The sequence below is a fragment of the Isoptericola sp. NPDC058082 genome, assembly GCF_042885055.1.
Taxonomy (GTDB): Bacteria; Actinomycetota; Actinomycetes; order Actinomycetales; family Cellulomonadaceae; genus Isoptericola.
The window spans coordinates 14,263-37,392 of sequence record NZ_JBHVSQ010000010.1 but is presented as its reverse complement, the minus strand read 5'-3'; the positions used below and the strand labels follow the sequence as shown (position 1 = coordinate 37,392).

The 23,130-nt window shown below is 74.0% G+C and carries 21 protein-coding genes; 10 read left to right on the top strand and 11 right to left on the bottom strand.

The genetic code is table 11. The features are described 5' to 3' along the window. The first annotated feature begins 9 nt into the window (after window positions 1-9). From ppsA to ACFVS0_RS14280, 4 genes are all read left to right on the top strand, one after another. The gene (gene ppsA / locus ACFVS0_RS14295) at window positions 10-2,406 is read left to right on the top strand and encodes a phosphoenolpyruvate synthase (RefSeq protein ID WP_430588320.1); all 2,397 of its coding nucleotides are present in this window, start codon (window positions 10-12) and stop codon (window positions 2,404-2,406) included. 66 nt (window positions 2,407-2,472) lie between these two features. Continuing rightward, the gene (locus tag ACFVS0_RS14290; RefSeq protein WP_430588319.1) at window positions 2,473-3,540 is read left to right on the top strand and encodes a proline racemase family protein; all 1,068 of its coding nucleotides are present in this window, start codon (window positions 2,473-2,475) and stop codon (window positions 3,538-3,540) included. Between the two features lie 53 nt (window positions 3,541-3,593). Beyond that, entirely contained in the window at window positions 3,594-4,610 is a 1,017-nt protein-coding gene (locus tag ACFVS0_RS14285; RefSeq protein ID WP_430588318.1) for an Ldh family oxidoreductase, read from the top strand. Next, complete coding sequence (locus tag ACFVS0_RS14280; protein ID WP_430551737.1) at window positions 4,607-5,605, top strand: proline racemase family protein; 999 nt, start codon at window positions 4,607-4,609, stop codon at window positions 5,603-5,605. Before ACFVS0_RS14285 ends, ACFVS0_RS14280 begins: the two co-directional genes overlap by 4 nt. Before the next feature lie 129 nt (window positions 5,606-5,734). Here the strand turns inward: ACFVS0_RS14280 and ACFVS0_RS14275 are convergent, their stop codons facing one another. From ACFVS0_RS14275 to ACFVS0_RS14235, 9 genes are all read right to left on the bottom strand, one after another. Next, window positions 5,735-6,106 carry a metal-sulfur cluster assembly factor gene (locus ACFVS0_RS14275; protein WP_430551736.1) on the bottom strand — a complete coding sequence of 124 codons (372 nt, stop codon included), beginning with the start codon at window positions 6,104-6,106 and terminating at the stop codon, window positions 5,735-5,737. Between the two features lie 26 nt (window positions 6,107-6,132). After that, window positions 6,133-6,597 carry a Fe-S cluster assembly sulfur transfer protein SufU gene (sufU, locus tag ACFVS0_RS14270; RefSeq protein WP_430551735.1) on the bottom strand — a complete coding sequence of 155 codons (465 nt, stop codon included), beginning with the start codon at window positions 6,595-6,597 and terminating at the stop codon, window positions 6,133-6,135. 20 nt (window positions 6,598-6,617) lie between these two features. Then, a complete protein-coding gene (locus ACFVS0_RS14265; protein WP_430588317.1) occupies window positions 6,618-7,916 on the bottom strand; it encodes a cysteine desulfurase in 1,299 nt (432 codons plus the stop codon). A 48-nt stretch (window positions 7,917-7,964) separates the two neighbouring features. Further along, on the bottom strand, window positions 7,965-8,732 hold the full coding sequence (gene sufC / locus ACFVS0_RS14260) for a Fe-S cluster assembly ATPase SufC (protein WP_429767169.1): 768 nt from the start codon (window positions 8,730-8,732) through the stop codon (window positions 7,965-7,967). Between the two features lie 42 nt (window positions 8,733-8,774). Beyond that, the gene (locus ACFVS0_RS14255; RefSeq protein WP_430551733.1) at window positions 8,775-9,122 is read right to left on the bottom strand and encodes a non-heme iron oxygenase ferredoxin subunit; all 348 of its coding nucleotides are present in this window, start codon (window positions 9,120-9,122) and stop codon (window positions 8,775-8,777) included. Between the two features lie 7 nt (window positions 9,123-9,129). Further along, complete coding sequence (gene sufD / locus ACFVS0_RS14250; RefSeq protein ID WP_430551732.1) at window positions 9,130-10,344, bottom strand: Fe-S cluster assembly protein SufD; 1,215 nt, start codon at window positions 10,342-10,344, stop codon at window positions 9,130-9,132. Next, the gene (gene sufB / locus ACFVS0_RS14245) at window positions 10,344-11,807 is read right to left on the bottom strand and encodes a Fe-S cluster assembly protein SufB (RefSeq protein WP_416343677.1); all 1,464 of its coding nucleotides are present in this window, start codon (window positions 11,805-11,807) and stop codon (window positions 10,344-10,346) included. The genes sufD and sufB overlap by 1 nt, the downstream gene beginning before the upstream one ends. Beyond that, window positions 11,804-12,586 (bottom strand): helix-turn-helix transcriptional regulator, encoded by a 783-nt coding sequence (locus ACFVS0_RS14240; RefSeq protein WP_430562988.1) that lies wholly within the window; start codon window positions 12,584-12,586, stop codon window positions 11,804-11,806. The genes sufB and ACFVS0_RS14240 overlap by 4 nt, the downstream gene beginning before the upstream one ends. A gap of 168 nt (window positions 12,587-12,754) precedes the next feature. After that, window positions 12,755-13,393 (bottom strand): HdeD family acid-resistance protein, encoded by a 639-nt coding sequence (locus tag ACFVS0_RS14235; RefSeq protein ID WP_430562987.1) that lies wholly within the window; start codon window positions 13,391-13,393, stop codon window positions 12,755-12,757. A 134-nt stretch (window positions 13,394-13,527) separates the two neighbouring features. Here ACFVS0_RS14235 and ACFVS0_RS14230 point away from each other — a divergent pair, with 134 nt between their 5' ends. The 6 genes from ACFVS0_RS14230 to ACFVS0_RS14205 all read left to right on the top strand — a co-directional run bounded on the left by ACFVS0_RS14230 (window position 13,528) and on the right by ACFVS0_RS14205 (window position 19,067). Beyond that, entirely contained in the window at window positions 13,528-14,541 is a 1,014-nt protein-coding gene (locus ACFVS0_RS14230) for an ABC transporter ATP-binding protein (protein WP_430588390.1), read from the top strand. Beyond that, on the top strand, window positions 14,538-15,311 hold the full coding sequence (locus ACFVS0_RS14225; RefSeq protein WP_430562986.1) for an ABC transporter permease: 774 nt from the start codon (window positions 14,538-14,540) through the stop codon (window positions 15,309-15,311). The genes ACFVS0_RS14230 and ACFVS0_RS14225 overlap by 4 nt, the downstream gene beginning before the upstream one ends. Window positions 15,312-15,398: 87 nt before the next feature. Further along, the gene (locus tag ACFVS0_RS14220; protein WP_430588316.1) at window positions 15,399-16,370 is read left to right on the top strand and encodes a heme A synthase; all 972 of its coding nucleotides are present in this window, start codon (window positions 15,399-15,401) and stop codon (window positions 16,368-16,370) included. A 38-nt stretch (window positions 16,371-16,408) separates the two neighbouring features. Next, window positions 16,409-17,137, top strand: coding sequence for an aminotransferase class IV (locus ACFVS0_RS14215; protein ID WP_430588315.1), 729 nt, complete (start codon window positions 16,409-16,411; stop codon window positions 17,135-17,137). 77 nt (window positions 17,138-17,214) lie between these two features. Beyond that, window positions 17,215-18,225, top strand: coding sequence for an ATP-binding cassette domain-containing protein (locus tag ACFVS0_RS14210; protein WP_430588314.1), 1,011 nt, complete (start codon window positions 17,215-17,217; stop codon window positions 18,223-18,225). After that, entirely contained in the window at window positions 18,222-19,067 is an 846-nt protein-coding gene (locus tag ACFVS0_RS14205) for an ABC transporter permease (protein WP_430562982.1), read from the top strand. The genes ACFVS0_RS14210 and ACFVS0_RS14205 overlap by 4 nt, the downstream gene beginning before the upstream one ends. Here ACFVS0_RS14205 and ACFVS0_RS14200 read toward each other — a convergent pair. Together ACFVS0_RS14200 and ACFVS0_RS14195 are read right to left on the bottom strand one after the other, a co-directional pair. Next, window positions 19,049-22,462: a BTAD domain-containing putative transcriptional regulator gene (locus ACFVS0_RS14200; RefSeq protein WP_430588313.1), complete on the bottom strand. Its 3,414-nt coding sequence runs from the start codon at window positions 22,460-22,462 to the stop codon at window positions 19,049-19,051. The genes ACFVS0_RS14205 and ACFVS0_RS14200 overlap by 19 nt on opposite strands. 22 nt (window positions 22,463-22,484) lie before the next feature. Further along, a complete protein-coding gene (locus ACFVS0_RS14195) occupies window positions 22,485-23,099 on the bottom strand; it encodes an NUDIX domain-containing protein (protein WP_430588312.1) in 615 nt (204 codons plus the stop codon). Window positions 23,100-23,130: the final 31 nt, after the last annotated feature.

Sequence of the window (23,130 nt, the reverse complement as noted above, 5' to 3'; positions counted from 1 at the left end):
GGACCGACGATGGCCCATATCCTCTGGTTCGACGAGATCGGCATGGACGACCTGGCCCGGGTAGGCGGCAAGAACGCCTCCCTCGGGGAGATGGTGTCCCGGCTCGCGGCGGCCGACGTCCGCGTGCCGCGCGGGTTCGCCACGACGGCCGAGGCCTACCGCCGGTTCCTCGAGCACGACGACCTCGCCGGACGCATCCGCGCCGCCGTCGAGGGCCTGGACACGGACGACGTCACCGCCCTCGCGCAGGTGGGGTCCGCCGTGCGGGGCTGGGTCGAGGCGCAGCCGTTCCCGGCCGACGTCGAGGCGGACCTCCGCGCGGCGTTCGCGAGGTTGGTCGCCGAGGACCCCGAACCGGAGCAGGTGACGTGGGCGGTGCGCTCGAGCGCCACCGCCGAGGACCTGCCCGACGCGTCGTTCGCCGGGCAGCAGGAGACCTTCCTCAACATCGGGGGCATCGACAACGTGCTCCACGCCGTGCGGTCCGTCTTCGCCTCCCTGTACAACGACCGCGCCATCGCCTACCGCGCGCACCACGGGTTCGACCAGCACGACGTCGCGCTCTCGGCCGGGGTGCAGCGGATGGTGCGCTCGGACGTCGGCGCCTCCGGCGTCATGTTCACGGTCGACACCGAGTCGGGGTTCGACCAGGCGGTCTTCGTCACCAGCTCGTACGGGCTCGGGGAGGCCGTGGTGCAGGGCGCGGTCAACCCGGACGAGTTCTACCTCTACAAGCCCGCGCTGCGCGCCGGCCGGCCGGCGGTCCTCAAGCGGTCCGTCGGCGAGAAGGCGGTCGCCATGCGCTACGCCGCCGGCCGGCACGTCGGCGGCAGCACGGTGTTCGCCGACGTCGACCCCGCCGAGCGCGCGCGCTTCTCCCTCACCGACGCCGAGGTGACCGAGCTGGGCCGCATCGCCCTCGTCATCGAGGAGCACTACGGCCGCCCGATGGACATCGAGTGGGGCAAGGACGGGGTGGACGGCAGGCTCTACGTCCTGCAGGCCCGCCCCGAGACCGTGGTCTCGCGCGACTCGGGGAACGTCACGCGCCGGTTCACGCTGCGCGAGCCGGGCTCGGTCCTGCTCGAGGGGCGCGCCATCGGGCAGAAGATCGGCGCCGGCCGCGTCCGGGTGCTGTCCTCGGTCGACCAGATGCACGGCTTCGCCCCCGGCGACGTGCTCGTCGCGGACATGACCGACCCGGACTGGGAACCCATCATGATGCGCGCCGCGGCGATCGTGACGAACCGCGGCGGGCGCACCTGCCACGCCGCGATCATCGCGCGCGAGCTCGGCATCCCGGCCGTCGTGGGCACCGGCTCCGCCACGCACGACCTGCCCGACGGGCACGAGGTGACCGTCTCCTGCGCGGAGGGCGACGAGGGACGCGTCTACGCCGGGCTGCTGGCGTTCGACGACGAGGCGACCGAGCTCGACCGGATGCCCGAGCCGCCCGTGAAGATCATGATGAACGTCGGCACGCCCGACCAGGCGTTCTCCTTCGCCCGGCTGCCGAACCACGGCGTCGGGCTGGCCCGTCTCGAGTTCATCATCAACCGGCAGATCGGCATCCACCCCCGCGCCCTCCTCGACGCGGACGACCTGCCCGCCGAGCTGCGGGACGAGGTCGCGAACCGCGTCGCCGCGTACCCCACCCCGCGCGAGTACTTCGTGCAGCGCGTCGCCGAGGGGGTGTCCACGATCGCCGCCGCCTTCGCGCCCGAGCCCGTCATCGTGCGGCTCAGCGACTTCAAGTCGAACGAGTACGCCAACCTCCTCGGCGGCACGCTGTACGAGCCCGACGAGGAGAACCCGATGATCGGCTACCGGGGCGCGTCCCGGTACCTCTCCCCCGACTTCCGCGAGTGCTTCGACATGGAGTGCGAGGCGCTGCGCCGCGTGCGCGACGACATGGGGCTCACCAACGTGCGGGTCATGATCCCGTTCGTGCGCACCCTCGACGAGGCGGAGGGGGTCGTCGCCCTCCTCGCCGAGAACGGGCTGCGGCGCGGCGAGAACGACCTCCAGGTCGTCATGATGTGCGAGGTGCCGTCCAACGCCCTGCTCGCCGACGAGTTCCTCGAGCACGTCGACGGCTTCTCCATCGGGTCCAACGACCTGACCCAGCTCACGCTCGGCCTCGACCGTGACTCCGCGCTCGTCGCCCACGCGTTCGACGAGCGCGACCCCGCGGTCCGCGAGCTCCTCGGTCTCGCCATCGACGCCTGCCGACGCCACGGCAAGTACATCGGCATCTGCGGGCAGGGGCCGTCCGACCACGCCGACTTCGCCCAGTGGCTCGTCGAGCGCGGCATCGGGTCCGTGTCCCTCAACCCCGACACCGTCGTCGACACTTGGCTCGCGCTCGCGGCCGCCTCCGGAGGCGAGCACTCCCGCATGCTCTGACCTGAAGGTTCGCGCACGGTCTCGACGGGGAGCCCCGCGTCGTCGGGTTGCCGTAGGGTCGCGCGCATGACCGACCAGAGCGGCGCCGCCGCCGCCACCGACGGACGGCCTCGGATCTTGGGGCCGGTGCGGACGATCGACTACCACACGGCGGGCGAGCCGTTCCGCATCGTGCCGGCGCCTCCCGTGCCGATCCCCGGCGCGACCGTCGCCGAGCGTCGTGAGCGTGCGATCGACGACCCGGACGTCGACGGCCTGCGCCGCCTGCTGTGCTTCGAGCCGCGCGGTCACGCCGACATGTACGGAGGCTTCGTCACCCCGCCGGACGACGACGGCGCGCACCTCGGCGTCCTGTTCTGGCACAAGGACGGGTTCTCCACCGCGTGCGGTCACGGCACGATCGCGCTCGGGGCATGGGCCGTGCGCTCCGGCCTGGTGCCCGCCGACCCGTCCGGGGTCACCGACGTGGTGATCGACGTGCCGTCCGGGCGGGTGACCGCCCACGTGCGCACCGGTGACGACGGCCGGGTGCGCGAGGTCGACTTCGTGAACGTGCCGAGCGCGCTGGTCGACGCCGGGGTGCCGGTGGCGACGAGCCGCGGCGAGATCCGCGTCGATCTCGCCTGGGGCGGCGCGCTGTACGCGTGCGTCGACGCCGCGAGCGCCGGCCTCACGGTGACGCCCGAGAACCTGGGCGAGCTCATCGCCCTCGGCCGCGAGGTCAAGGCCGCCCTCGCGGGCGACGCCCGCCTCGAGCACCCGACCGACCCGCGGCTGAGCGGCCTGTACGGGACCATCGTCGTCGACGACCTCGGCACGTCGCCCGACGGGGGCCCGCACCAGCGGAACGTGACGATCTTCGCCGACGGCCAGGTCGACCGCTCCCCCTGCGGGTCCGGCACGGCGGCGCGGGTCGCCGTCCTCGCCGCCACGGGACGGCTGGGCGACGGACAGGTGCTCGTCCACGACTCGATCGTCGGCACCCGGTTCCGCGCCCGGGTCCTGGAGCGTATGACCGACGAGGGCCGCGGCGCCGTCGTCCCGGTCGTCACCGGCGCCGCCCACCACGTCGCCACGTCCGTGTTCGAGGTCGACCCGGACGACACGCTGACCCCCGGATTCGTGCTGCGCTGAAATGGCGCACCGTGGCGCAGTGAGGCCGCGGTGCCGGATACGGTGGGCCGCGTATGAATCACGACGAATTCCCTGTCGCGGCATCCGCGACGGCCGCCGCATCCGACCGGACCGTCGAGCGGACCGAGCTCGTCGACCTGTGCGAGAGGGCCGTGCGGGGCGCCGGCGGCTCGCCCGACACGGCTCGTGCGCTTGCCGAGGCGGTCGTCGCCGCCGAGTTCCGCGGCAGGCCGGCCGTCGGCGTCGTGCACCTGCTCGACTTCGTCCGCGCGATCTCGGACGGCCGCCTCCACGGCGATCCGAGCCCCGTGGTCGAGCGGCGGCGTACGTCGATCGTCGTGGCCGACGCCGATCGCGGCGCGGCCCAGGTCGCGTTCGCCCGCGCGCTCCCCACGGTGCTCGACGGGGCACGCGAGGCCGGTGTCGCCGCCCTGAGCATCCGGAACTGCTTCCCGGCGGGCGAGCTCGCCCACTACGCGTTGGCGGCGGCGCGAGCGGGATTCGTCGCCCTCGCCGCCACGAACTCGCCGGCGCTGCTGGCGGCCTACGGCTCCCGTGTGCCGATCACGGGCACCAACCCGCTGGCGTTCGCGCTGCCGCACCCCGACGGGCCTCGGGCGTTCGACCAGGCGGCGAGCGAGACCGCCTGGGTCTCGGTGCGACAGGCCGCCGAGCGCGGCGACCCGATCCCCGCCGGGTGGGCCCTCGGGCCGGACGGCGCGCCGACCGACGACGCCTCAGCCGCGCTGGCCGGCGCACTCCTGCCGTTCGGCGGGATCAAGGGCGCGAACGTCGCCGTCATGGTCGAGATGCTCGCGACGCTCTCGGGTGGCGCGTTCTCCGTCGATGCGGCGCCGTTCGACCGCGGCAGCGTCTCGCCGGCGGTCGGGCTCTTCCTCCTGCTGCTCGACCCGTCCGCCTTCGATCCTGGTTTCGTGGAGCGCGCCGAGGCGCACCACCGCCGGCTCGCGGCGGAGCACGGCGCCGACTTCGGTCGACGCAAGCCCGAGTCCGCCACCGTGCGGCTGCCCGCGGCGGTACGTGACGAGCTCGAGGAGTGGGCACGATGAGGACCGACCGGACGATCGAGACCGTCGAGGCGCACACCGAGGGTCTCCCGGTGCGCGTGGTCACCGGCGGGGTCGAGGCGTTCCCGGGCGCCGACATGGCCGAGCGGCGTCGGTGGTTCATCGAGAACTCGGACGAGCTGCGCACCTACCTGATGTGCGAACCACGCGGCCACGGCTGGATGTCCGGGGCGGTCCTGCAGCCGCCCACCCGCCCCGACGCGGACTGGGGCGTGCTGTTCATCGAGGTCACGGGAGTGCTGCCGATGTGCGGGGCGGGAACGATCGCCGTGGCGACCGTGCTCGTCGAGACCGGGATGGTGCCCGTCGTCGAACCTGTCACGACGATCCGGCTGGACGCCCCCATCGGTCTGATCACCGCCGAGGTGCGGGTGCGCGACGGACGTGCGGAGGACGTCACGATCGTCAACGTGCCGTCGTACGCCCACGAGCTCGACCGGCGTCTCGACGTCCCGGGGTACGGCGAGGTCCTGTGCGACATCGCGTTCGGAGGCAACTACTACGCCTTCGTCGACGCCGAGTCGCTCGGCATCCCGTTCGCGCGGGACCGCGTCGACGAGCTGATCGTCGCCGGTCGCGCCGTCATGGCTGCCGTGAACGACCAGGCCCGGCCCGTGCACCCGGAGACGGGCTACTCCGGCTGCGAGCACACCGTGTTCCTGGCTCCGGGATCCGACGCGGCGCGCGCCCGGCACGCGCTGATCAACCACCCCGGCTGGCTCGACCGGTCCCCCGGCGGCACCGGGACGAGCGCCCTGATGGCCGTGCACCACGCCCGCGGGCGGCTCCAGCGCGGCCAGGCCTTCGTCAACGAGTCGTTCATCGGCACCGAGTTCACCGGCCGCGTCGTCGAGGAGACGACCGTCGCCGGCTACCCGGCGATCGTGCCGGCCATCACCGGCCGGGCCTGGGTGACCGGCTCGGCGCGGTTCGTGCTCGATCCGACGGACCCCTTCCCCGCCGGCTTCACCGTCTGACCCCGGGCGAGCCCGGCCCGCGGTGCCGCCCGTCACGACCGGTCGAGCCGATGTCGCGACCCCGGGAGGACGACGAAGGCCTCGCCCCGAGAGGGACGAGACCTTCGATCCGACGTCGCCGACTGTCTCTCAGACGTTGAAGCCCAGCATCCGCAGCTGCTCGCGGCCCTCGTCGGTGATCTTCTCCGGTCCCCACGGCGGCATCCAGACCCAGTTGATGCGGAAGCCGTCGACCAGCCCCTCGAGCGCGGTGCCGGCCTGGTCCTCGATGACGTCCGTGAGCGGGCAGGCCGCCGACGTGAGCGTCATGTCGATCGTGGACATGTTGTTCTGGTCCACCTGGATGCCGTAGACGAGCCCCAGGTCGACGACGTTGATGCCCAGCTCGGGGTCGATGACGTCGCGCAGGGCCTCCTCGACGTCCGCCGCCGTGGTGGGCGTGGGGGCCGCGGCCGGCTCGGCGACGGGCGGGGCGGCCGCGTCGGTCGTGTTCTCGGTCATCGTGTCCTCTCAGGTTCAGGTCGGCTTCAGCCCAGCGCGCCGCTGCGCGCCAGCGAATCCTTGAGCGCTGCCCAGCCGAGCAGCGCGCACTTGATGCGGGCGGGGTACTGCGAGACGCCGGTGAACGCGCTCGCGTCGCCGAGGGCGTCCAGGGCGTCCTCGTCGTCCAGGCCCTTGCCCCGCGAGGCCATGAGGTCGTGGAAGACGGCGTCCAGGCGCGCGACGTCGGCCAGGTCGTGCCCGGTGACGAGCTCGGTCATCACGGAGGCGGACGCCTGCGAGATGGAGCAGCCCTGTCCCTCCCAGGACACGCCCGACACGGTGGAGCCGTCGACGTCCACGCGCAGCGTGATCTCGTCGCCGCAGGTCGGGTTCACCTGGTGCGACTGCCCCGACCGGTGGTCGGCGGGCGCGTCCACGAGACCCCGCCCGTGCGGGCGCTTCGCGTGGTCCAGGATCACCTGCTGGTACATCTGCTCGAGCGAGCTCACTGCTGTCCTCTCCGCCTACGTCAGTCCACACCGAAGAACGCGCGCACGCCCGCCAATGCTTCCCGGAACGCGGCGATCTCCTCGGCCGTGGTGTACACGGAGGCCGACGCGCGCGCCGTCGCGGCCACACCGAACCGGCGGTGCAGCGGCTGCGCGCAGTGGTGCCCGACGCGGACGGCGATGCCCTTGTCGTCGAGCACCTGCCCGACGTCGTGCGCGTGCACGCCGTCGACGACGAACGACACGACGGCGAGACGGTCGCGCGCGTCGGCCGGACCGACGATCCGCACGCCCGGGATCTCGCCGATGCGCACCAGCTCGGCCGCGAGCTCGCGCTCGTGCTCGGCGACACGGTCCATGCCGAGCTCGTCCAGCCACTGCGCGGCCACGCCCATGCCGACGGCCTGGGCGACCATCTGCGTGCCCGCCTCGAACCGCTGCGGCGGCGGGGCGTAGGTGGTCTCGGCCATGGTGACGACCTCGACCATCGACCCGCCGGTGGTCACCGGGGGCATGGCCTCGAGCAGCTCCCGGCGCCCGTACAGCGCACCGACGCCGGTGGGGCCGAGCATCTTGTGCGCGCTGAACGCCGCGAGGTCGACGTCCAGGGCGTGCAGGTCCACGGGCAGGTGCGGCACGGACTGGCACGCGTCGAGCACCGTGAGCGCCCCGACCTTCTTGGCTGCGGCGACCAGCTCGGCCACAGGGGCGATCGCGCCGGTCACGTTCGACACGTGGCCGAACGCCACCACGCGGGTGCGCCCGGTGATCACGCTCGCGACGTCGGACAGGTCGATCCGCCCGTCGTCGTCGACCCCGAACCAGCGCAGGACGGCGCCCGTGCGGGCGCACAGCTCCTGCCACGGCACGAGGTTGGCGTGGTGCTCCGCCTCGGTGACGACGATCTCGTCGCCCGGGGCGAGCCGGAACCGCTCGGCGGCGGCGCCCCCGCGCCCGGCCGTCGCGTTCGAGAACGCGTAGGCGACGAGGTTGAGCGCCGCTGTCGCGCCGGACGCCCAGACGATCTCGTCGGTGTCCGCACCGACGAAGGCGGCGACGGCCGACCGGGCGTCCTCGAACGCCTCGGTCGCCTCCTCCGCGAGCTGGTGCGCGCCCCGGTGCACGGCCGCGTTGCGCTGCTCGTAGAAGTCGACCTCGGCCTCGAGCACGACGTTCGGCTTCTGCGACGTCGCGGCGGAGTCCAGGTAGACGAGCGGCTGGCCACCCCGCACCGTGCGCCCGAGCAGCGGGAAGTCCGCGCGCACGGCGGCGAGCTCCGCCGCGGTGAGCGACGGGCGCACGGTGTCGGTGGTGGTCATGCTGTCCTCCTGGTGACGGCTCCTGGTCGAATCCTCTCGACGAGGAGGTCAGGCCATCGTCGCGCCGGTGCCGACGTACTTGTCGTAGCCGTTCTCCTCGAGCTGCTCCGCGAGCTCGGGGCCGCCCTCCTCGGCGATCTTGCCGTCGACGAAGACGTGCACGAAGTCCGGCTTGATGTAGCGCAGGATGCGCGTGTAGTGCGTGATGAGCAGGACGCCGACGTCGGTGTTCGACTTGGCGCGGTTCACGCCCTCCGACACGACGCGCAGCGCGTCGACGTCGAGGCCGGAGTCGGTCTCGTCGAGGATCGCGAAGTGCGGCTTGAAGAGCTCCATCTGCAGGATCTCGTGGCGCTTCTTCTCACCGCCGGAGAAGCCCTCGTTGACGGAGCGCTCGGCGAAGGTCGAGTCGATGCGGAGGTTCTCCATCGCACCCTTGACCTCCTTGCCCCACGTGCGCAGGGCGGGCGCCTCGCCGTCGATGGCGGTCTTGGCGGTGCGCAGGAAGTTCGCCACCGACACGCCCGGCACCTCGACCGGGTACTGCATGGCGAGGAACAGGCCGGCGCGGGCGCGCTCGTCGACGGTCATCGCGAGGAGGTCCTCGCCGTCGAGCGTGACCGTGCCCGAGGTCACCGTGTACTTCGGGTGGCCGGCGAGGGCGGAGGCGAGGGTCGACTTGCCGGAGCCGTTCGGCCCCATGATGGCGTGCGTCTCGCCCGAGTTGATGGTGAGGTCGACGCCGCGCAGGATCGGCTTGGCGCCTTCCTTGGTCTCGACGCTGACGTGCAGGTCGCGGATCTCCAGGGTGGGCATGCTTCGTGTCTCCAGGTCTGTGTTGCGAAAGTCTGAGGCAGGTCAGGACGCGACGGCGAGCCGCTCGTCGACGTCCACGAGGATGCGGTCGCCGTCCACGGTCACCGGGTACACCGGCACGGGCTGCGTCGCGGGGAGCTGGACCGGCTTGCCGGTGCGCAGGTCGAACTGCGAGCCGTGCAGCCAGCACTCGACCAGGCAGCCCTCGACCTCCCCGTCGGACAGGGAGACCTGTCCGTGCGAGCAGATGTCCGAGAGGGCGTGCCAGTCGCCGTCGGCGTCGCGGACGACGGCGACCGGGACCGGGGCCCCGTCCGCGCCGTCGAGCTCCACGAGCATGGCCTCCTCGGGGGCGAGGTCGTCGGCCATGCAGGCCAGCTGGGAGGTCATCGGGACGTCACTCGCCCGTCGCCGGCGTCGCCGCGACGCCGGTGATGGCGCTCATCGACTTCTCCAGCTCGGCCTCGATCGACGCGAGCAGGCGCTCCTCGACCGACGGGACGCCGATCTGGTCGATCAGCTCCGCGAAGAAGCCGCGCACCACGAGGCGACGGGCGTCGACCTCGGGGATGCCGCGGGCCATGAGGTAGAAGAGCTGCTCGTCGTCGAACCGGCCGGTCGCCGACGCGTGCCCCGCGCCCTCGATCTCGCCGGTCTCGATCTCCAGGTTGGGCACCGAGTCGGCGCGGGCGCCGTCGGTGAGGACCAGGTTGCGGTTGAGCTCGTACGTGTCGGTGCCCTCGGCCTCGGCCTGGATCAGCACGTCCCCGACCCACACCACGTGGGCGCCGGCGCCCTGGAGGGCGCCCTTGTAGGTGACGCGCGACTTGCAGCGCGGCACGGCGTGGTCCACGAAGAGGCGGTGCTCCTGGTGCTGCTCGGCGTCGGCGAAGTACAGGCCGACCATCTCGACCTCGCCCCCCTCGCCGGTGAACGTTGCGTCGGGCGTGATGCGCACGACGTCGCCGCCGAAGGTGACGACGACGTGCTTGAGCTTCGCGTCGCGGCCGATGCGGGCACGGTGGCTCGAGGCGTGCACGGCGCCGTCGGCCCAGTCCTGCACGCTGACGACGGTGAGGTGAGCGCCCTCGTCCACGACGATCTCGACCGTCTGGTTGAGGACGGCCTCGCCGCGGTGGTCGATGACGACGACGCCCTCGGCGTGGTGCTCCGCGTGCACCAGCAGGTGCTGCGCGGTCGCGTCCTTGGTCGCGCCCTCGACCCGCACGGAGGTGACGTCGGTGGCGACGGCCTCCGCGGGCAGGGTGATGACGGTCGCCTCGGTCGCAGCGTTCCACGCGGTGACGGCGGTGCGGTCGCCCGGCTTGCCGGCCGTGCCCAGGCGCGGGTCGTCCTTGCCGACGATCTCGACCTTGGCCTCCGGCGTCTCGACGACGCCCGTGAGGACGCCGCCGGCGCCGAGGTCGTCGCCGAACAGCGGCTGGAGCCGCGCGACCGGCGAGAACCGCCACTCCTCCTCGCGCCCGGTGGGCACGGGGATGTCGGCGAGGTCGAACGACGTCTTGCGCTCGGCGCGCGAGCCCGCCGGGACGACCCCGTGGGAGTGGGCGCCGTCGGCCACGGCGCGGGAGTGATCGGTAGTGATGGCCATCAGCCGACGGACCCTTCCATCTGCAGCTCGATGAGGCGGTTGAGCTCGAGCGCGTACTCCATGGGCAGCTCGCGCGCGATGGGCTCGACGAACCCGCGCACGATCATGGCCATCGCCTCGGTCTCCTCCATGCCTCGGGACATGAGGTAGAACAGCTGGTCCTCGCTCACCCGCGAGACCGTCGCCTCGTGCCCCATGGACACGTCGTCCTCGCGGACGTCGACGTACGGGTAGGTGTCGGACCGGGAGATCTGGTCGACGAGCAGCGCGTCGCACAGCACGGTCGACGCGGAGTGCTTGGCACCCTCGAGCACCTGCACCAGGCCGCGGTACGACGTGCGGCCGCCGCCACGGGCGACGGACTTCGACACGATCGACGACGACGTGCGGGGCGCGGCGTGCACCATCTTGCAGCCGGCGTCCTGGTGCTGGCCCTCGCCCGCGAAGGCGATCGACAGGGTCTCGCCGCGGGCGTGCTCGCCCAGCAGGTAGATCGCCGGGTACTTCATGGTCACCTTGGAGCCGATGTTGCCGTCGACCCACTCCATGGTGGCGCCCTCGGCGGCCGTGGCGCGCTTGGTCACCAGGTTGTACACGTTGTTCGACCAGTTCTGGATGGTCGTGTACCGCACGCGGGCGTTCTTCTTCACGACGATCTCGACGACCGCGGAGTGCAGCGAGTCGCTCGAGTAGATCGGCGCGGTGCAGCCCTCGACGTAGTGCACGTAGGAGCCCTCGTCCGCGATGATCAGCGTCCGCTCGAACTGGCCCATGTTCTCCGTGTTGATGCGGAAGTAGGCCTGCAGCGGGATCTCGACGTGCACGCCCGGCGGCACGTAGACGAACGAGCCGCCCGACCACACGGCAGAGTTCAGCGCGGCGAACTTGTTGTCGCCCGCCGGGATGACGGTGCCGAAGTACTCCTGGAACAGCTCGGGGTGCTCGCGCAGCGCGGTATCGGTGTCGAGGAAGATGACACCCTGCTTCTCGAGCTCCTCGTTGATCTGGTGGTAGACGACCTCGGACTCGTACTGCGCGGCGACGCCGGCCACGAGGCGCTGCTTCTCCGCCTCGGGGATGCCGAGCTTGTCGTAGGTCTCCTTGATGTCCTCGGGCAGGTCCTCCCAGCTGGCGGCCTGCTTCTCCGTGGAGCGCACGAAGTACTTGATCCGGTCGAAGTCGATCCCCGTGAGGTCGGCGCCCCAGTTGGGCATCGGCTTCTTCCCGAACAGCCGCAGCGCCTTGAGACGGAACTTCGCCATCCACTCGGGCTCGTCCTTCAGCGCCGAGATGTTCTTGACGACGTCCTCGTTCAGACCGCGCGTGGCGGCCTCGCCGGCGGCGTCGCTGTCGCGCCAGCCGAACTGGTACGCGCCGATCGAGTCGATGATCTCGTCATCGGACCGCTTCTCGGTGCCCTGTGCCAAAGCCGCCTGGGCGGCGTCCTGGGTGGGAGCGCTCATCGTGTTCCTTCCTGCGTGCCGCGGGTGCGGTGGGCCGGGGTGGGGAGGTTCTGGGGGGACGTCGGTGTGGAGACGATCGGCACGTTCGTGACGCACGCGTGCGCGCCGCCCGCGATCGTGGCCAGTCGCTGGACGTGCGTGCCGAGCAGCTCCGAGAACGCACGGGCCTCGGCCTCGCACAGCTCACCGAACTCCTCGGCGACGTGCTGCACCGGGCAGTGGCCCTGGCACAGCTGGACGGTGGGCAGCAGCGGGCCGCTCACCGGGCGGACCGAGGCGGCGTAGCCGTCGGCCGAGAGCAGGTCGGCGAGCTGGGCCGCACGCTCCTGCGGGTCGGTGGCCGTGAGGCGGGGCGCGTACCGCGCGACGACGGCGTCGTACCGGTCGGCGGCGAACTGCGCGACCGCGTCCGTGCCCCCGGTCTCGCGCAGGTAGCGCATGACCTGCGCCGCGAGCTCGGAGTACCCGCCGGCGAGGTCGGACTGGCCGCGCGCGCTGACGACGTAGCGGCGGGCGGGGCGGCCCCTGCGGCCCGACGACGGTCCGGCGTGCACCGCGATCGTGCCGTCCTCCTCGAGGCAGGCGAGGTGGCGGCGGACGGCGGCCGAGGTGAGGCCGAGACGGTCGGCGAGCTCTCCCGCCGTCACGGGGCCCTCGCCGGCGACGAGCTCCAGGACGCGACGGCGGGTGGTGCCGTCGGTCTCGGGGACGCCGTCGAGGATCACCGGGGCGACGGGGGCACGGCGCGCGGGCGTGCGGGCGGTCGTGCTCGTCGGCATGCGCTCATCCCCCCATCCGGCTCGTGGACCACCCGGGGGCGGGTCTCCCACTGCAGACCTCGACCACCGGGAACGACGTCGATATAGGGAACATCCTTGTTGCGTAATCCAGGATGTCAAGCAAGGCAAGCCTCACCGGGGTCCCCAGGAGCCCCGGTGTCGCGAACGTCACTCGTCGGTGACGATGCGCCCCTCGATGACCTCGCCCGGGCGGCCGCCCGCGCCCCCGCCGGGCCCCTGCCGGCCGAGCTGGCGCAGCTTGATCCCGAGGGCGACCATCACGATCCCGATGACCACCGCGAACACACCGATCACGATCGACAGGCCCACGATCGCCTTCGGCGGGTTGGCGAAGCACACCACCGCGAGCGCCACCAGCAGCAGGCCGGCGAGCAGGTTCCACACCCACGACGCCCCGCCGCGCCGCCGCATGGCCGGCACGACGAAGAGCTGCAGGAGGCCGAAGATCAGGGCCCAGATGGCCACGAGGATCAGCACGACGCCGAGGAACACCTTGGGCAGGAGCAGCAGGAGCGCGCCGAAGACCAGCGCCACGATCCCGATGCCCGTGTTGACCGAGCCCGCGGACGTCCCGCGCCGGCGGATCCCGTCCACGATGCTCACCAGGCCGTCGACCAGCACGAACACCCCGAAGACCTGGACCAGCACCGTCGGTGTCTTGTCCGGCAGGAAGATCGCCAGCAGGCCGAACAGCAGCGCGAGCACGCCCCGCACCACCGGCCAGTACCAGAGCCGCCGCGCCAGCGCGGCGACGTCCTGGGGCGGCGTGAACGCGTAGAAGGTCATGTCCGTCCTGCTCCTCGAGTCGTACGAGCGTGCGCCACCCGGCCGGGCGACGTCCGTAGAATCTTCCGGTGCCCACCTCGATCGCGCCATCGGGCGCGGACGGCGTCACGCCGTCCGCGCACTCTGCCGAGGACCTGCGCGCCGGCTCCGTCGACCCCGTCGCCGGGGCCGCCGTCCGCGTGCGGGGCCTGGTCAAACGCTACGACGGGCGCGACGTCGTCGCAGGCCTGGACCTCGTCGCCGACGCCGGAGCGGTCACGGCCGTGCTCGGCCCGAACGGCGCGGGCAAGACCACGACCGTCGAGTGCTGCGAGGGGCTGCGCTACCCCGACGGCGGCTCCGTGCGCGTGCTCGGCCTCGACCCGGTGGCCGACGCGCGCGCGCTGCGCCCCCGCGTCGGCGTCATGCTCCAGGACGGCGGCCTGCCCACCGGCGCCCGCGCCGGCGAGGTCCTGCGCCACGTCGCCTCCATGTACGCGGCGCCGCGGGACCTCGGAGAGCTCGGCGAGCGCCTCGGCCTCGGCTCGTTCGCCCGGACCACGGTGCGTCGGCTGTCCGGCGGTCAGCGCCAGCGGCTGTCCCTCGCGGCGGCGGTCGTCGGACGGCCCGAGGTGGTCTTCCTCGACGAGCCGAGCGCGGGCATGGACCCCCAGAGCCGGCACGCCGTCTGGGACCTCGTGCGGGAGCTGCGCGACGGGGGCACCGCCGTCGTCCTCACGACGCACCTCATGGACGAGGCCGAGGACCTCGCCGACCGCGTGCACGTCGTCGACCACGGCCGCGTCATCGCGAGCGGCAGCGTGCCCGAGCTCCTCTCCCCCGACGCGCAGGACGACCGCACGCTCCGGTTCGACGCCGTCGCGGGGCTGGACCCGGCCGCCGTCGTGGGCGCCCTCGACGCCACGCTCGACACGTCGTCCGGCTCGTCGTCCGGCTCGTCGTCCGGCTCGGTCGGCGAGCGGGGGCCCTGGGCGGTGACCGAGCCGCAGCCCGGCTCGTACGTCGTCGCCGGTCCCGTCGGGCCGCGCACCCTGGCCGCCCTCACCGCGTGGCTCGCCGACCACGACGTCCTCGCGAGCCGGCTCACCGTGGGCCGGCGCACGCTCGAGGACGTCTTCCTCGACCTGACGGGACGGCACCTGCGATGACCACCACCACCGGCCCTGCCCCCGCCGTCGCGGCTCCCGCCTGGCGGCGCGTGCTCTCGCAGGCAGGCTTCGAGACCCGGGCCGTGCTGCGCAACGGGGAGCAGCTGCTCGTCACGATCGTGCTCCCGGTCATGGTGCTCCTCGGCCTGACGCGGACCAGCGTCGTCGAGATCGACACCGGCGGCCTGGCCCGCATCGACTTCGTGACGCCGGGCGTCCTCGCGCTCGCCTGCGTCTCGACGGCGTTCACCTCGCAGGCCATCGCCACCGCGTTCGACCGTCGTAACGGCGTGCTGCGGCTGCTGGCGACGACGCCCCTCGGCCGCGGCGGGCTCCTCGCCGGCAAGCTGCTCGGCGTCCTGGCGGTCGAGGTGGTGCAGGTCGTGGTGATCGGCGCGGTCGCGCTCGCGCTGGGCTGGCAGCCCGCGGCGGGCGGGATCCTGGCGGCCGTGGGCGTCGGGCTGCTCGGCACGGCGTGCTTCACCGCGCTGGCGCTCCTGCTGGCCGGCACGCTGCGCGCGGAGGGCGTGCTGGCGCTCGCCAACCTCGTCCTCGTCCTCCTCGTCGTGGGCGGCGGGCTGCTGGTGCCGCCGGAGCAGCTCCCCGGCGCGCTCGAGCACCTCGCGACGTTCCTGCCCTCGGGGGCGCTCGGCGAGGCGATGCGCGGCGCTCTGCTCGGCACCGGCGTCCCCGCGCTCGCCCTCGTGGTGCTCGCCGCCTGGACCGCGCTGCTCGGATGGGCCGCGGCCCGCTTCTTCCGGTGGCAGTGACCGGACGCTGACCCGACCGGGCCAACGTCACATCGCGGGGCGGCCGTCGCCGCCCGAGGGGCCCGGACCGAGGGATAGCGTGGACCCGTGACCTCGCCGAGCCCCGCCGCGCCCGCCCCCGAGGCGGGCGCGGGCGCCACGCCCGACCGGACCGACCGCCCCGACCGCCTCGCCCGGTTCCGCCCCTGGACCCGCGGCGTGCTGCTGGCGAACGTCATCGGGCAGATCCTCGTCATCGGCACGGGCGGCGCGGTGCGGCTCACCGACTCCGGGCTCGGCTGCTCCACCTGGCCCATGTGCGAGCCGGGGCACTTCACCCCCGTGTTCCACGAGGCGTCCTCGATCCACTCGTTCGTCGAGTTCGGCAACCGGACCATGACCGGCGTGCTGAGCGTCATCGGCGTCATGGTGCTGCTCCTGGTCTGGACGGACCGCCGCCGGTCGGAGTCCTACCGCGCCCTCGGCATCGTGCCCCTGGCGGGCGTGCTCACCCAGGCGGTCATCGGGGGCATCGTGGTGCTGCTGCACCTGCACCCGGGCTGGGTCTCCCTGCACTTCGGCGTCTCCGTGGCGCTCGTGTGGTTCAGCGCGTACCTGCTGCACCGGCACGGCGAGGGCGACGGCCCCCCGCAGCGCGTCGCGGGCCGCGGCGTCGCGACGGTCGGCTCCCTGCTCGGCCTGCTGCTCATCCCGGTCGTCACGCTGGGCGTGCTCGTCACGGGCTCCGGTCCGCACTCGGGGGACGACACGGTCGGGTACCGGCTGGCGCTCGACCCGCTGACCATGACCCGGGCGCACTCCGAGTCCGTGTGGCTGTTCCTCGTCTCGCTCGTCGTGCTGCTGGTGCTGCTGCACCGCGCGGCCGCCGGCCCGCGCGTCGCCGCGGCCCGCAAGGGCGCGTGGCTGCTGCTCGCCGTCACCCTGGCGCAGGGTCTCATCGGCTACGTGCAGTACTTCACCGGCCTGCCCGAGCTGCTCGTCGGCTTCCACCTCGTGGGTGCCGGCTGCCTCGCCTGGGCCACCGCGAACGCCGTCCTGCGGCTGCGCACCCGGTCCTGACGCCCGGCGTCCCCGGGCCGCCGCGCTACCGTGGCGCCGTGCACATCGAGGTCGACGGCCGCCCCGCGACGGCCGAGCAGGTCGTGTCCACCGACGGCCACTTCACCGCCATGCAGGTGCGCGGCGGCGGCGTGCAGGGACTGAGCCACCACCTCGCGCGGCTCGACGCCGCGCACCGCGAGATCTTCGGGCAGGGGCTCGACGGCGACCGCGTCCGCGGGCTCCTCCGGCACGCCCTCGCCGGTCAGGACGACGCCTCGGTCCGCGTCGTGCTGCGCGACCCGGAGCACGTCGCCGTGCAGGTGGGCGAGCCTCGCCTTCCCCCGGCCCTTCCCCAGCGCCTGCGCTCCGTGCCGTACCTGCGCCCGTTCGCGCACCTCAAGCACCTGGGCGGCTTCGCGCAGGCCCAGTGGGCGCGGCAGGTGGGGCGCGAGGGCTACGACGACGCGCTGCTCGTCGCCCCGGACGGCGCCGTCGCGGAGTCGACGATCGCCAACGTCGGCCTCCTCGGGCCGGCGGGCGAGGTGACCTGGCCCGACGCCCCGCACCTGCGCGGCACCGGACTCGCCCTGGTCGAGGAGACGACGCCGTCCCGGACCGCCGCCGTGCACGTCGACGACCTGGGCCGCTTCGCGGGGGCGTTCCTCGTCAACTCGATCGGCATCGTCGCCGTCGCCTCGGTCGACGGGGTGGACCTCCCGGACGCGACGAGGCCCGTGGAGGAGATCCGGCGCCGGGTGGCCGCGCTGCCCTGGCAGGTGCCGTAGGTCGCCGACGGCAGGCGTGCGAGCGCGTGACAGCGCCGTGACAGCACGCTGGGAGCGGCACCCCGCACGGTGGTGCCATGACCACCACCGCGATCGAGGCCGAGGGCCTCGTCAAGACCTTCGGCGACAACCGCGCCGTGGACGGGGTCGACCTCGAGGTCGCCACCGGCACGGTCTACGGGGTCCTCGGCCCGAACGGCGCCGGGAAGACCACCACGATCCGCATGCTCGCGACGCTCCTGCGGCCCGACGCCGGCCGGGCGTCCGTCTTCGGCCACGACGTGTCGCGCGAGCCATTCGTCGTGCGACAGCTCATCGGCGTCACGGGGCAGTACGCGTCCGTCGACGAGACGCTCAGCGCCACCGAGAACCTCCTGCTGTTCTGCCGGCTCAACGGGCTCAAGGGCTCCGCCGCGACGCGCCGCACCCGCGACCTGCTCGAGGAGTTCAGCCTCACCGACGCCGCCGCGCGCCCGCTGAAGAACTTCTCCGGCGGCATGCGGCGCCGCCTCGACCTGGCCGCCAGCCTCATCGCGCAGCCCCCGCTGCTCTTCCTGGACGAGCCCACCACGGGCCTCGACCCGCGCACCCGCGCCCAGATGTGGGACACCATCCGCCGCCTCGTCGCGACGGGCTCGACCGTGCTGCTCACCACGCAGTACCTCGACGAGGCGGACCAGCTCGCCGACCGCATCGCCGTGATCGACCGCGGCCGCGTGGTCGCCGAGGGCACCGCCGACGAGCTCAAGTCGTCGGTCGGGCAGCAGTCCCTCCAGCTCGCTCTCGTGCGCCCCGACGACGCCCCCGCCGCCCAGGCGGCGGTGCAGGAGGTGCTCGGCGTCGCGGCGACGGTCTCCCCCGAGGCCCGACGCCTCACCGTGCCCGTCGCCGACCCGGCCCGCGTGACCGACCTGCTGGTCCGCCTGCGCGGCGCCGGCATCGACCTCGACGGCCTGTCGATGGACAAGCCGACCCTCGACGAGGTGTTCCTGACCCTGACCGGCCACGACGCCACCGACCAGTCCGCGACGGACCGGTCCGCGAGCGCCGCCGCCGGCTCCCCCGAGCTCGAGGAGATCTCCGCATGACCACCCTCACCACCGCGCCGGCCCAGGTCCACGGCGGACGCATCGTCCCCGGAGCCGACCGCACCCTGCGCAACCGCGTCACCGTCGGTCAGGCCGTGTCCGACTCCCTCGCCATGGCGCGCCGCGGCCTCATCAAGATCCGCCGCACGCCCGAGCAGCTCATCGACGTCACGGTGCAGCCGATCATCTTCACCCTGATGTTCACGTACATCTTCGGCGGGGCGATCTCCGGCAGCATCGCGGCCTACCTGCCGGTCATCATCCCCGGCATCCTCGTGCAGACCGTCATCACGGCCTCCGCCGTCACCGGCACCCAGCTGCGCGAGGACATGGACAAGGGCGTGTTCGACCGGTTCAAGTCCTTGCCCATCGCCCGCATCGCCCCGCTCGCCGGTGCCCTGGTCGCGGACCTCGTCCGCTACCTCATCGCCACGACGCTGACCATCGTCATGGGCCTCGTGATGGGCTGGCGACCGGGCGGTGGCGTCGGCGGCGTGCTGCTCGCCGGCCTGCTGGTCATCGTCTGCGCGTGGTCCCTGAGCTGGATCTTCGCGTTCTTCGGCGTCATCGGCCGCTCCGCGTCGTCCGTCCAGGGCATCTCGTTCCTGGTGCTCTTCCCGCTGACGTTCCTGTCCAACGCGTTCGTCCCGGTGGACACGATGCCCGGCTGGCTGCAGGGCTTCGTCAACGTCAACCCCGTGTCGCACCTGGTGACGGCGGTGCGCGACCTCGCCAGCACCGGCAGCGTGACCGGCCAGGTCGGCATCGCGCTGCTGAGCTGCGCCGTCGTCGTGGCGGTGTTCGCCCCGCTCGCCGTGCGGAGCTACATGAAGAAGGCCTGATCCGGCCCGTGGTGCCCGAGCTCCTGGTCCGCCTCCCCCACGAGGCGGACCAGGAGCTCGTCCGCGCGCGCCACCAGGTCGCCGCGGTCGAGGGCCTCGGCCCGCCGCTCCCCCGCGCGCACGACGTCCGCGCCGTGCGCGGCGAGGGCGTCGACCACCTCCGCACGCAGCGCGTCGAGCCGCAGGGCGGGCAGGTCCTGACGCGCCCCCAGCAGGCCGGCGATCGTCAGCAGCTCGACGCCCTCCGTCACCCGCCCGGGGTCCAGGTCGCCCGACCCCGCGGGGACGAGGCAAGCCCAGTACGCGACGCCGACCGACGACGTCGCCAGCACGGGCCGGTCGACGAAGCCGCGCCCGCCGCCGCGCACCTTCCGACCCACGTCGACGATCCGGCGCGCGAGGCCGGCCTCGTCGGCCCCCGCCTGCACCCGCCGGACCAGAGTGGCCGACGCCAGCAGGAGGAACCACGGCGCGGCGTCCCCCTCCGGCTGTCCCGCGCCGAACGTCTCCAGCGACCGCGCGAGGTGCGCGAGCGCCGCCGTGCGGTCGCCGCGTGCCCACGCCAGCTCGCCGCGACCGAGCTCGACGACGCCGCGGGCCTGGGCCTCCCGCCCGCCGTGCGCGCCCTCGACGGTGGGGACCATCGACGCGACGACGGCCTCGGCCGAGCCGAGATCACCGAGGGTGAGCGCGGCGCCGAGCTCGATCCAGCGGACCTGCCACTGCATCTCCTCCGCCCCGATCGCGATCACGCCCTGCTTCGCGGCGGCGACCCAGCGGACCGCCTCGGCCGACTCGCCCCGTTCCGCGAGGAACGACGCGAGGACCATCGCCGTCATGGCCGACGCCGCGGCGTCGTCGATCCCGCGCGCGACGTCGTGCGCCGCCCGCGCGAGCTCGACGGCCCGCGCGATCTCGCCGTCGTTCTCCCGCTGCTGCGCCTCGAACATGTGCCCCAGCAGGGCGGTGTACCCGTCGTCCGACCCCTGGAGCCGGGTGAGCACGACCTGCACGTCCTCGGGGGTCCTGGCCAGGACGAGGTCCGCGAGCCCTCGCGTGCGCGACCCCACCGACCCGCTCGTACGCAGCAACCGCCGCAGGCGCGCCAGCGGGCGCGCCGCCTCGCCGGGGACGCCGAAGACCGACGCCGCCGCGATCGCCTCGAGCGCGATCGCCGTGGCGTCCGCATGCTCCTCGGGCACCGCCCACCCCTCGAGGGAGTGCAGCACCCCGGGCACCAGACCGATGACGCGCTCCTCCGCGCCGCGCACGGCCCAGGTGCCGAGCAGGCCGACGAAGCCGTGCACCACGGCGTCGGGCCGGCCCAGCTCCATCGCGCGCCGCACCGCGAACAACAGGTTCTCCTGCTCCCGGCCGAGCTCCGCGACGGCGTCGCGCTGGCGCGGGCTCAGCATCCGGGAGGCGCACCGCCGGGACACCGTCAGCGACCACGCGAGCACGGCCGCGTCGGCGGCCGCCTCCTCCCCCGCCGCGGCGAGCCGCAGCAGCCCGAACTCCCGCACGGTCTCGACCATCCGGTACCGGGTGGCGCCGTCGGCCTCCTCGACGCGCACCAGGGACTGCAGCTCCAGCGCCGTGACGTCGTCGTCCACCTGCCACCCGGGCACGCCGGGCAGCAGGGCGCGCGCCGCCTCCGCGGAGAAGCCGTCGGGGAGCGTCGCGGCACGCCGCCACAGCGCCTGCTGCCCGGCCGTGAGCAGGTTCCAGCTCCAGTCGAGCACGGCTTCGAGCGTGCGGTGCCGGTCGGGCACCGAGCGGTCGCGCACCCGGAGCAGGGCGAACCGCTCGTCGAGCCGCGCCTCGACCTCGGCGACGCTGAGGGTCCGCACGCGCGCGGCCGCCAGCTCGATGGCCAGCGGAAGGCCGTCCAGGCGGTCGCACAGGCGCGCGACCGCCGCGCGGTCCAGCAGCGCGTCAGGGCGCACCGCGCGGGCCCGCTCGACGAACAGCCGCACCGCGGGGCCGCCGTCCTCGCCGTCCGGGTCGGCACCGAGCGGCGCGGGCGCGTACGTCGACTCCTCCTCCAGCAGCAGCGGCGTCCGGCTGGTGGCCAGCACCCGCAGCCGCGGCGAGACGTCCAGCAGCGTGCCGGCCCACCGGGCGGCCCCCTCCACGACGTGCTCGCAGTTGTCCAGGACGACGAGCGCGTCGGCGTCGCGCAGCCGCGCGGCGACCTGGCTCGCCAGGTCGCCGGCCTGGAGCCGGTCGGCCAGGCGCAGGGTACTCGAGCCGGGCGCCACGCCCAGCGCGTCGGCGAGCGCCAGGACGACGTCGTCGTCGGAGCGCACGCCGACCAGCTCGACGACGACCACGAGGCCCGTGTCGTCGACCGCGCGGCGCGCCAGCTCCTGCGCGAGCCGCGTCTTGCCCAGCCCGCCCGGCCCCAGGACCGTGACGAGCCGCGCCGTCCCGAGGGCGTCGCGGACGGCGGCGACATCGGCCTCGCGTCCCAGCAGGGGCGTCGGGTAGCGCCGGAGGCCGCGGGCCGTCCCGGCGGGCGCACGGGCGGGCGCCGCGGCCGCTCCCCCCGCGCCGGTCGGCACGGCCGAGGGCGGGGCCGGGGACGGCACCGCCGGCGTGCCGTCCCCGGCGACGTCGGCGGCGAGGCGTTCGTAGAGCGCGACGGTGGCGGGGCCGGGCTCGCTGCCCAGCTCGCGCACCAGGACCGACCGCAGGCGGGTGAAGACGCGCAGCGCCTCCGCCGGCCGGCCGAGCCCGCCCAGGGCCCCCATGAGCGCGCGGGCGGCGTCCTCGTCCGTGGGGTCCGCGGCGACGTCCGCCCCGGCGGCCTCGGCGACGACGGCGTGCTGGCCCGCGGCCTCGGCCGCGTCACGACGCACCAGACGGAGCTCGTCGCGCCAGCGCTGCGCGACGGTCGCCAGCTCGCGCGCGACGTCGGCGAACTCGCCGCCCTCGAGGTCGCCGCCGGGCGTGCCGGCCCACAGGCGCAGGGCGTCCTCCGCGGTCGCCTGGGCGACCGCCGGGTCCCCCGAGACGACCTCGCGGCGCGCCCGGGTCAGCCCGTCGCGCACCCGGTCCAGGTCGGAGGTGACGCCCAGGGCGTAGCCGGTCTCGGTCGCGCGCACGACACCGCGGCCGGCGACCGCACGCAGCCGCGAGACGAGGTTCTGGAGCGCGGCCCGCGGGTCGCCGGGAAGCGACTCCTGCCACAGCCGGTCGACGAGGGCGCCGGAGGAGACGCCCCGGTGCCCGGCGAGGGCCAGGAGCGCGACCAGCGCCGCGGCACGGGCCCCGCGGGGAGCGCGCTCGGCTCCGTCCGGACCCGCGACCCGGACCGGGCCGAGGACCCGCACCCCGGGCGCGCCCGCCGGCGCGTCGTCGGGAGCGGCAGCGGGGTCGAGGGCGTCACGCACGCCTGTGGAGCCTACCGGCCGCTCACGCGCCCCGCCGCGAGGGCCAGGGGGCGTCCGCCGGCCGCAGCGACGCCCACCCGCCCGCACGGCTCGTCGCCGCGGCGAGGACGCCCACCACGGCCGACGGGTTGTGCAGGCTGCCGTCGAGCACCCGGGCGACCGCCTCGTCCAGCGGCACCCACCGGAGCTCGATCTCGGACTCCTCGCCCGTGCGCGTGTGCCGGTCGGCGTCGGGCACCCGGCCGAGGCCGCGGGCGAGGAAGACGCGCACCGCCTCGTCGCTGCTGCCGGGCGACGACGCGAAGTCGGCGAGCACGTGCCACCGCGCCGCGGTGGTGTCGGTCTCCTCCGCGAGCTCGCGGGCGGCCGCCTCCGCCGGGGGCTCGCCGTCGACGTCGAGGAGCCCGGCCGGGACCTCCCACATCCGCGCCCGCACCGGGTGACGGTACTGCCGCAGCAGCAGGACCCGGTCGGCGTCGTCGAGCGCGACGACCGCGACCGCGCCCGGGTGCACCACGTACTCCCGGGTCACCGTGCCCGCGGCGCCGAGGTCGACGTCGTCGCGCACCAGGTCGACGATGCGGCCGTGCTGCAGCACCTCGTGCCGCAGCACCGGCCGCGGGAAAGGCTCGTCCACGACAGACGGGCCGGCCCCCGGTGCGCCGTCG

Coding starts and splice junctions, on each gene's coding strand:
- ppsA (WP_430588320.1), top strand. CDS start 10: ATGGCCCATATCCTCTGGTTCGACGAGATCGGCATGGACGACCTGGCC.
- ACFVS0_RS14290 (WP_430588319.1), top strand. CDS start 2,473: ATGACCGACCAGAGCGGCGCCGCCGCCGCCACCGACGGACGGCCTCGG.
- ACFVS0_RS14285 (WP_430588318.1), top strand. CDS start 3,594: ATGAATCACGACGAATTCCCTGTCGCGGCATCCGCGACGGCCGCCGCA.
- ACFVS0_RS14280 (WP_430551737.1), top strand. CDS start 4,607: ATGAGGACCGACCGGACGATCGAGACCGTCGAGGCGCACACCGAGGGT.
- ACFVS0_RS14275 (WP_430551736.1), bottom strand. CDS start 6,106: ATGACCGAGAACACGACCGACGCGGCCGCCCCGCCCGTCGCCGAGCCG.
- ACFVS0_RS14265 (WP_430588317.1), bottom strand. CDS start 7,916: ATGACCACCACCGACACCGTGCGCCCGTCGCTCACCGCGGCGGAGCTC.
- sufC (WP_429767169.1), bottom strand. CDS start 8,732: ATGCCCACCCTGGAGATCCGCGACCTGCACGTCAGCGTCGAGACCAAG.
- ACFVS0_RS14255 (WP_430551733.1), bottom strand. CDS start 9,122: ATGACCTCCCAGCTGGCCTGCATGGCCGACGACCTCGCCCCCGAGGAG.
- sufD (WP_430551732.1), bottom strand. CDS start 10,344: ATGGCCATCACTACCGATCACTCCCGCGCCGTGGCCGACGGCGCCCAC.
- sufB (WP_416343677.1), bottom strand. CDS start 11,807: ATGAGCGCTCCCACCCAGGACGCCGCCCAGGCGGCTTTGGCACAGGGC.
- ACFVS0_RS14240 (WP_430562988.1), bottom strand. CDS start 12,586: ATGCCGACGAGCACGACCGCCCGCACGCCCGCGCGCCGTGCCCCCGTC.
- ACFVS0_RS14235 (WP_430562987.1), bottom strand. CDS start 13,393: ATGACCTTCTACGCGTTCACGCCGCCCCAGGACGTCGCCGCGCTGGCG.
- ACFVS0_RS14225 (WP_430562986.1), top strand. CDS start 14,538: ATGACCACCACCACCGGCCCTGCCCCCGCCGTCGCGGCTCCCGCCTGG.
- ACFVS0_RS14210 (WP_430588314.1), top strand. CDS start 17,215: ATGACCACCACCGCGATCGAGGCCGAGGGCCTCGTCAAGACCTTCGGC.
- ACFVS0_RS14205 (WP_430562982.1), top strand. CDS start 18,222: ATGACCACCCTCACCACCGCGCCGGCCCAGGTCCACGGCGGACGCATC.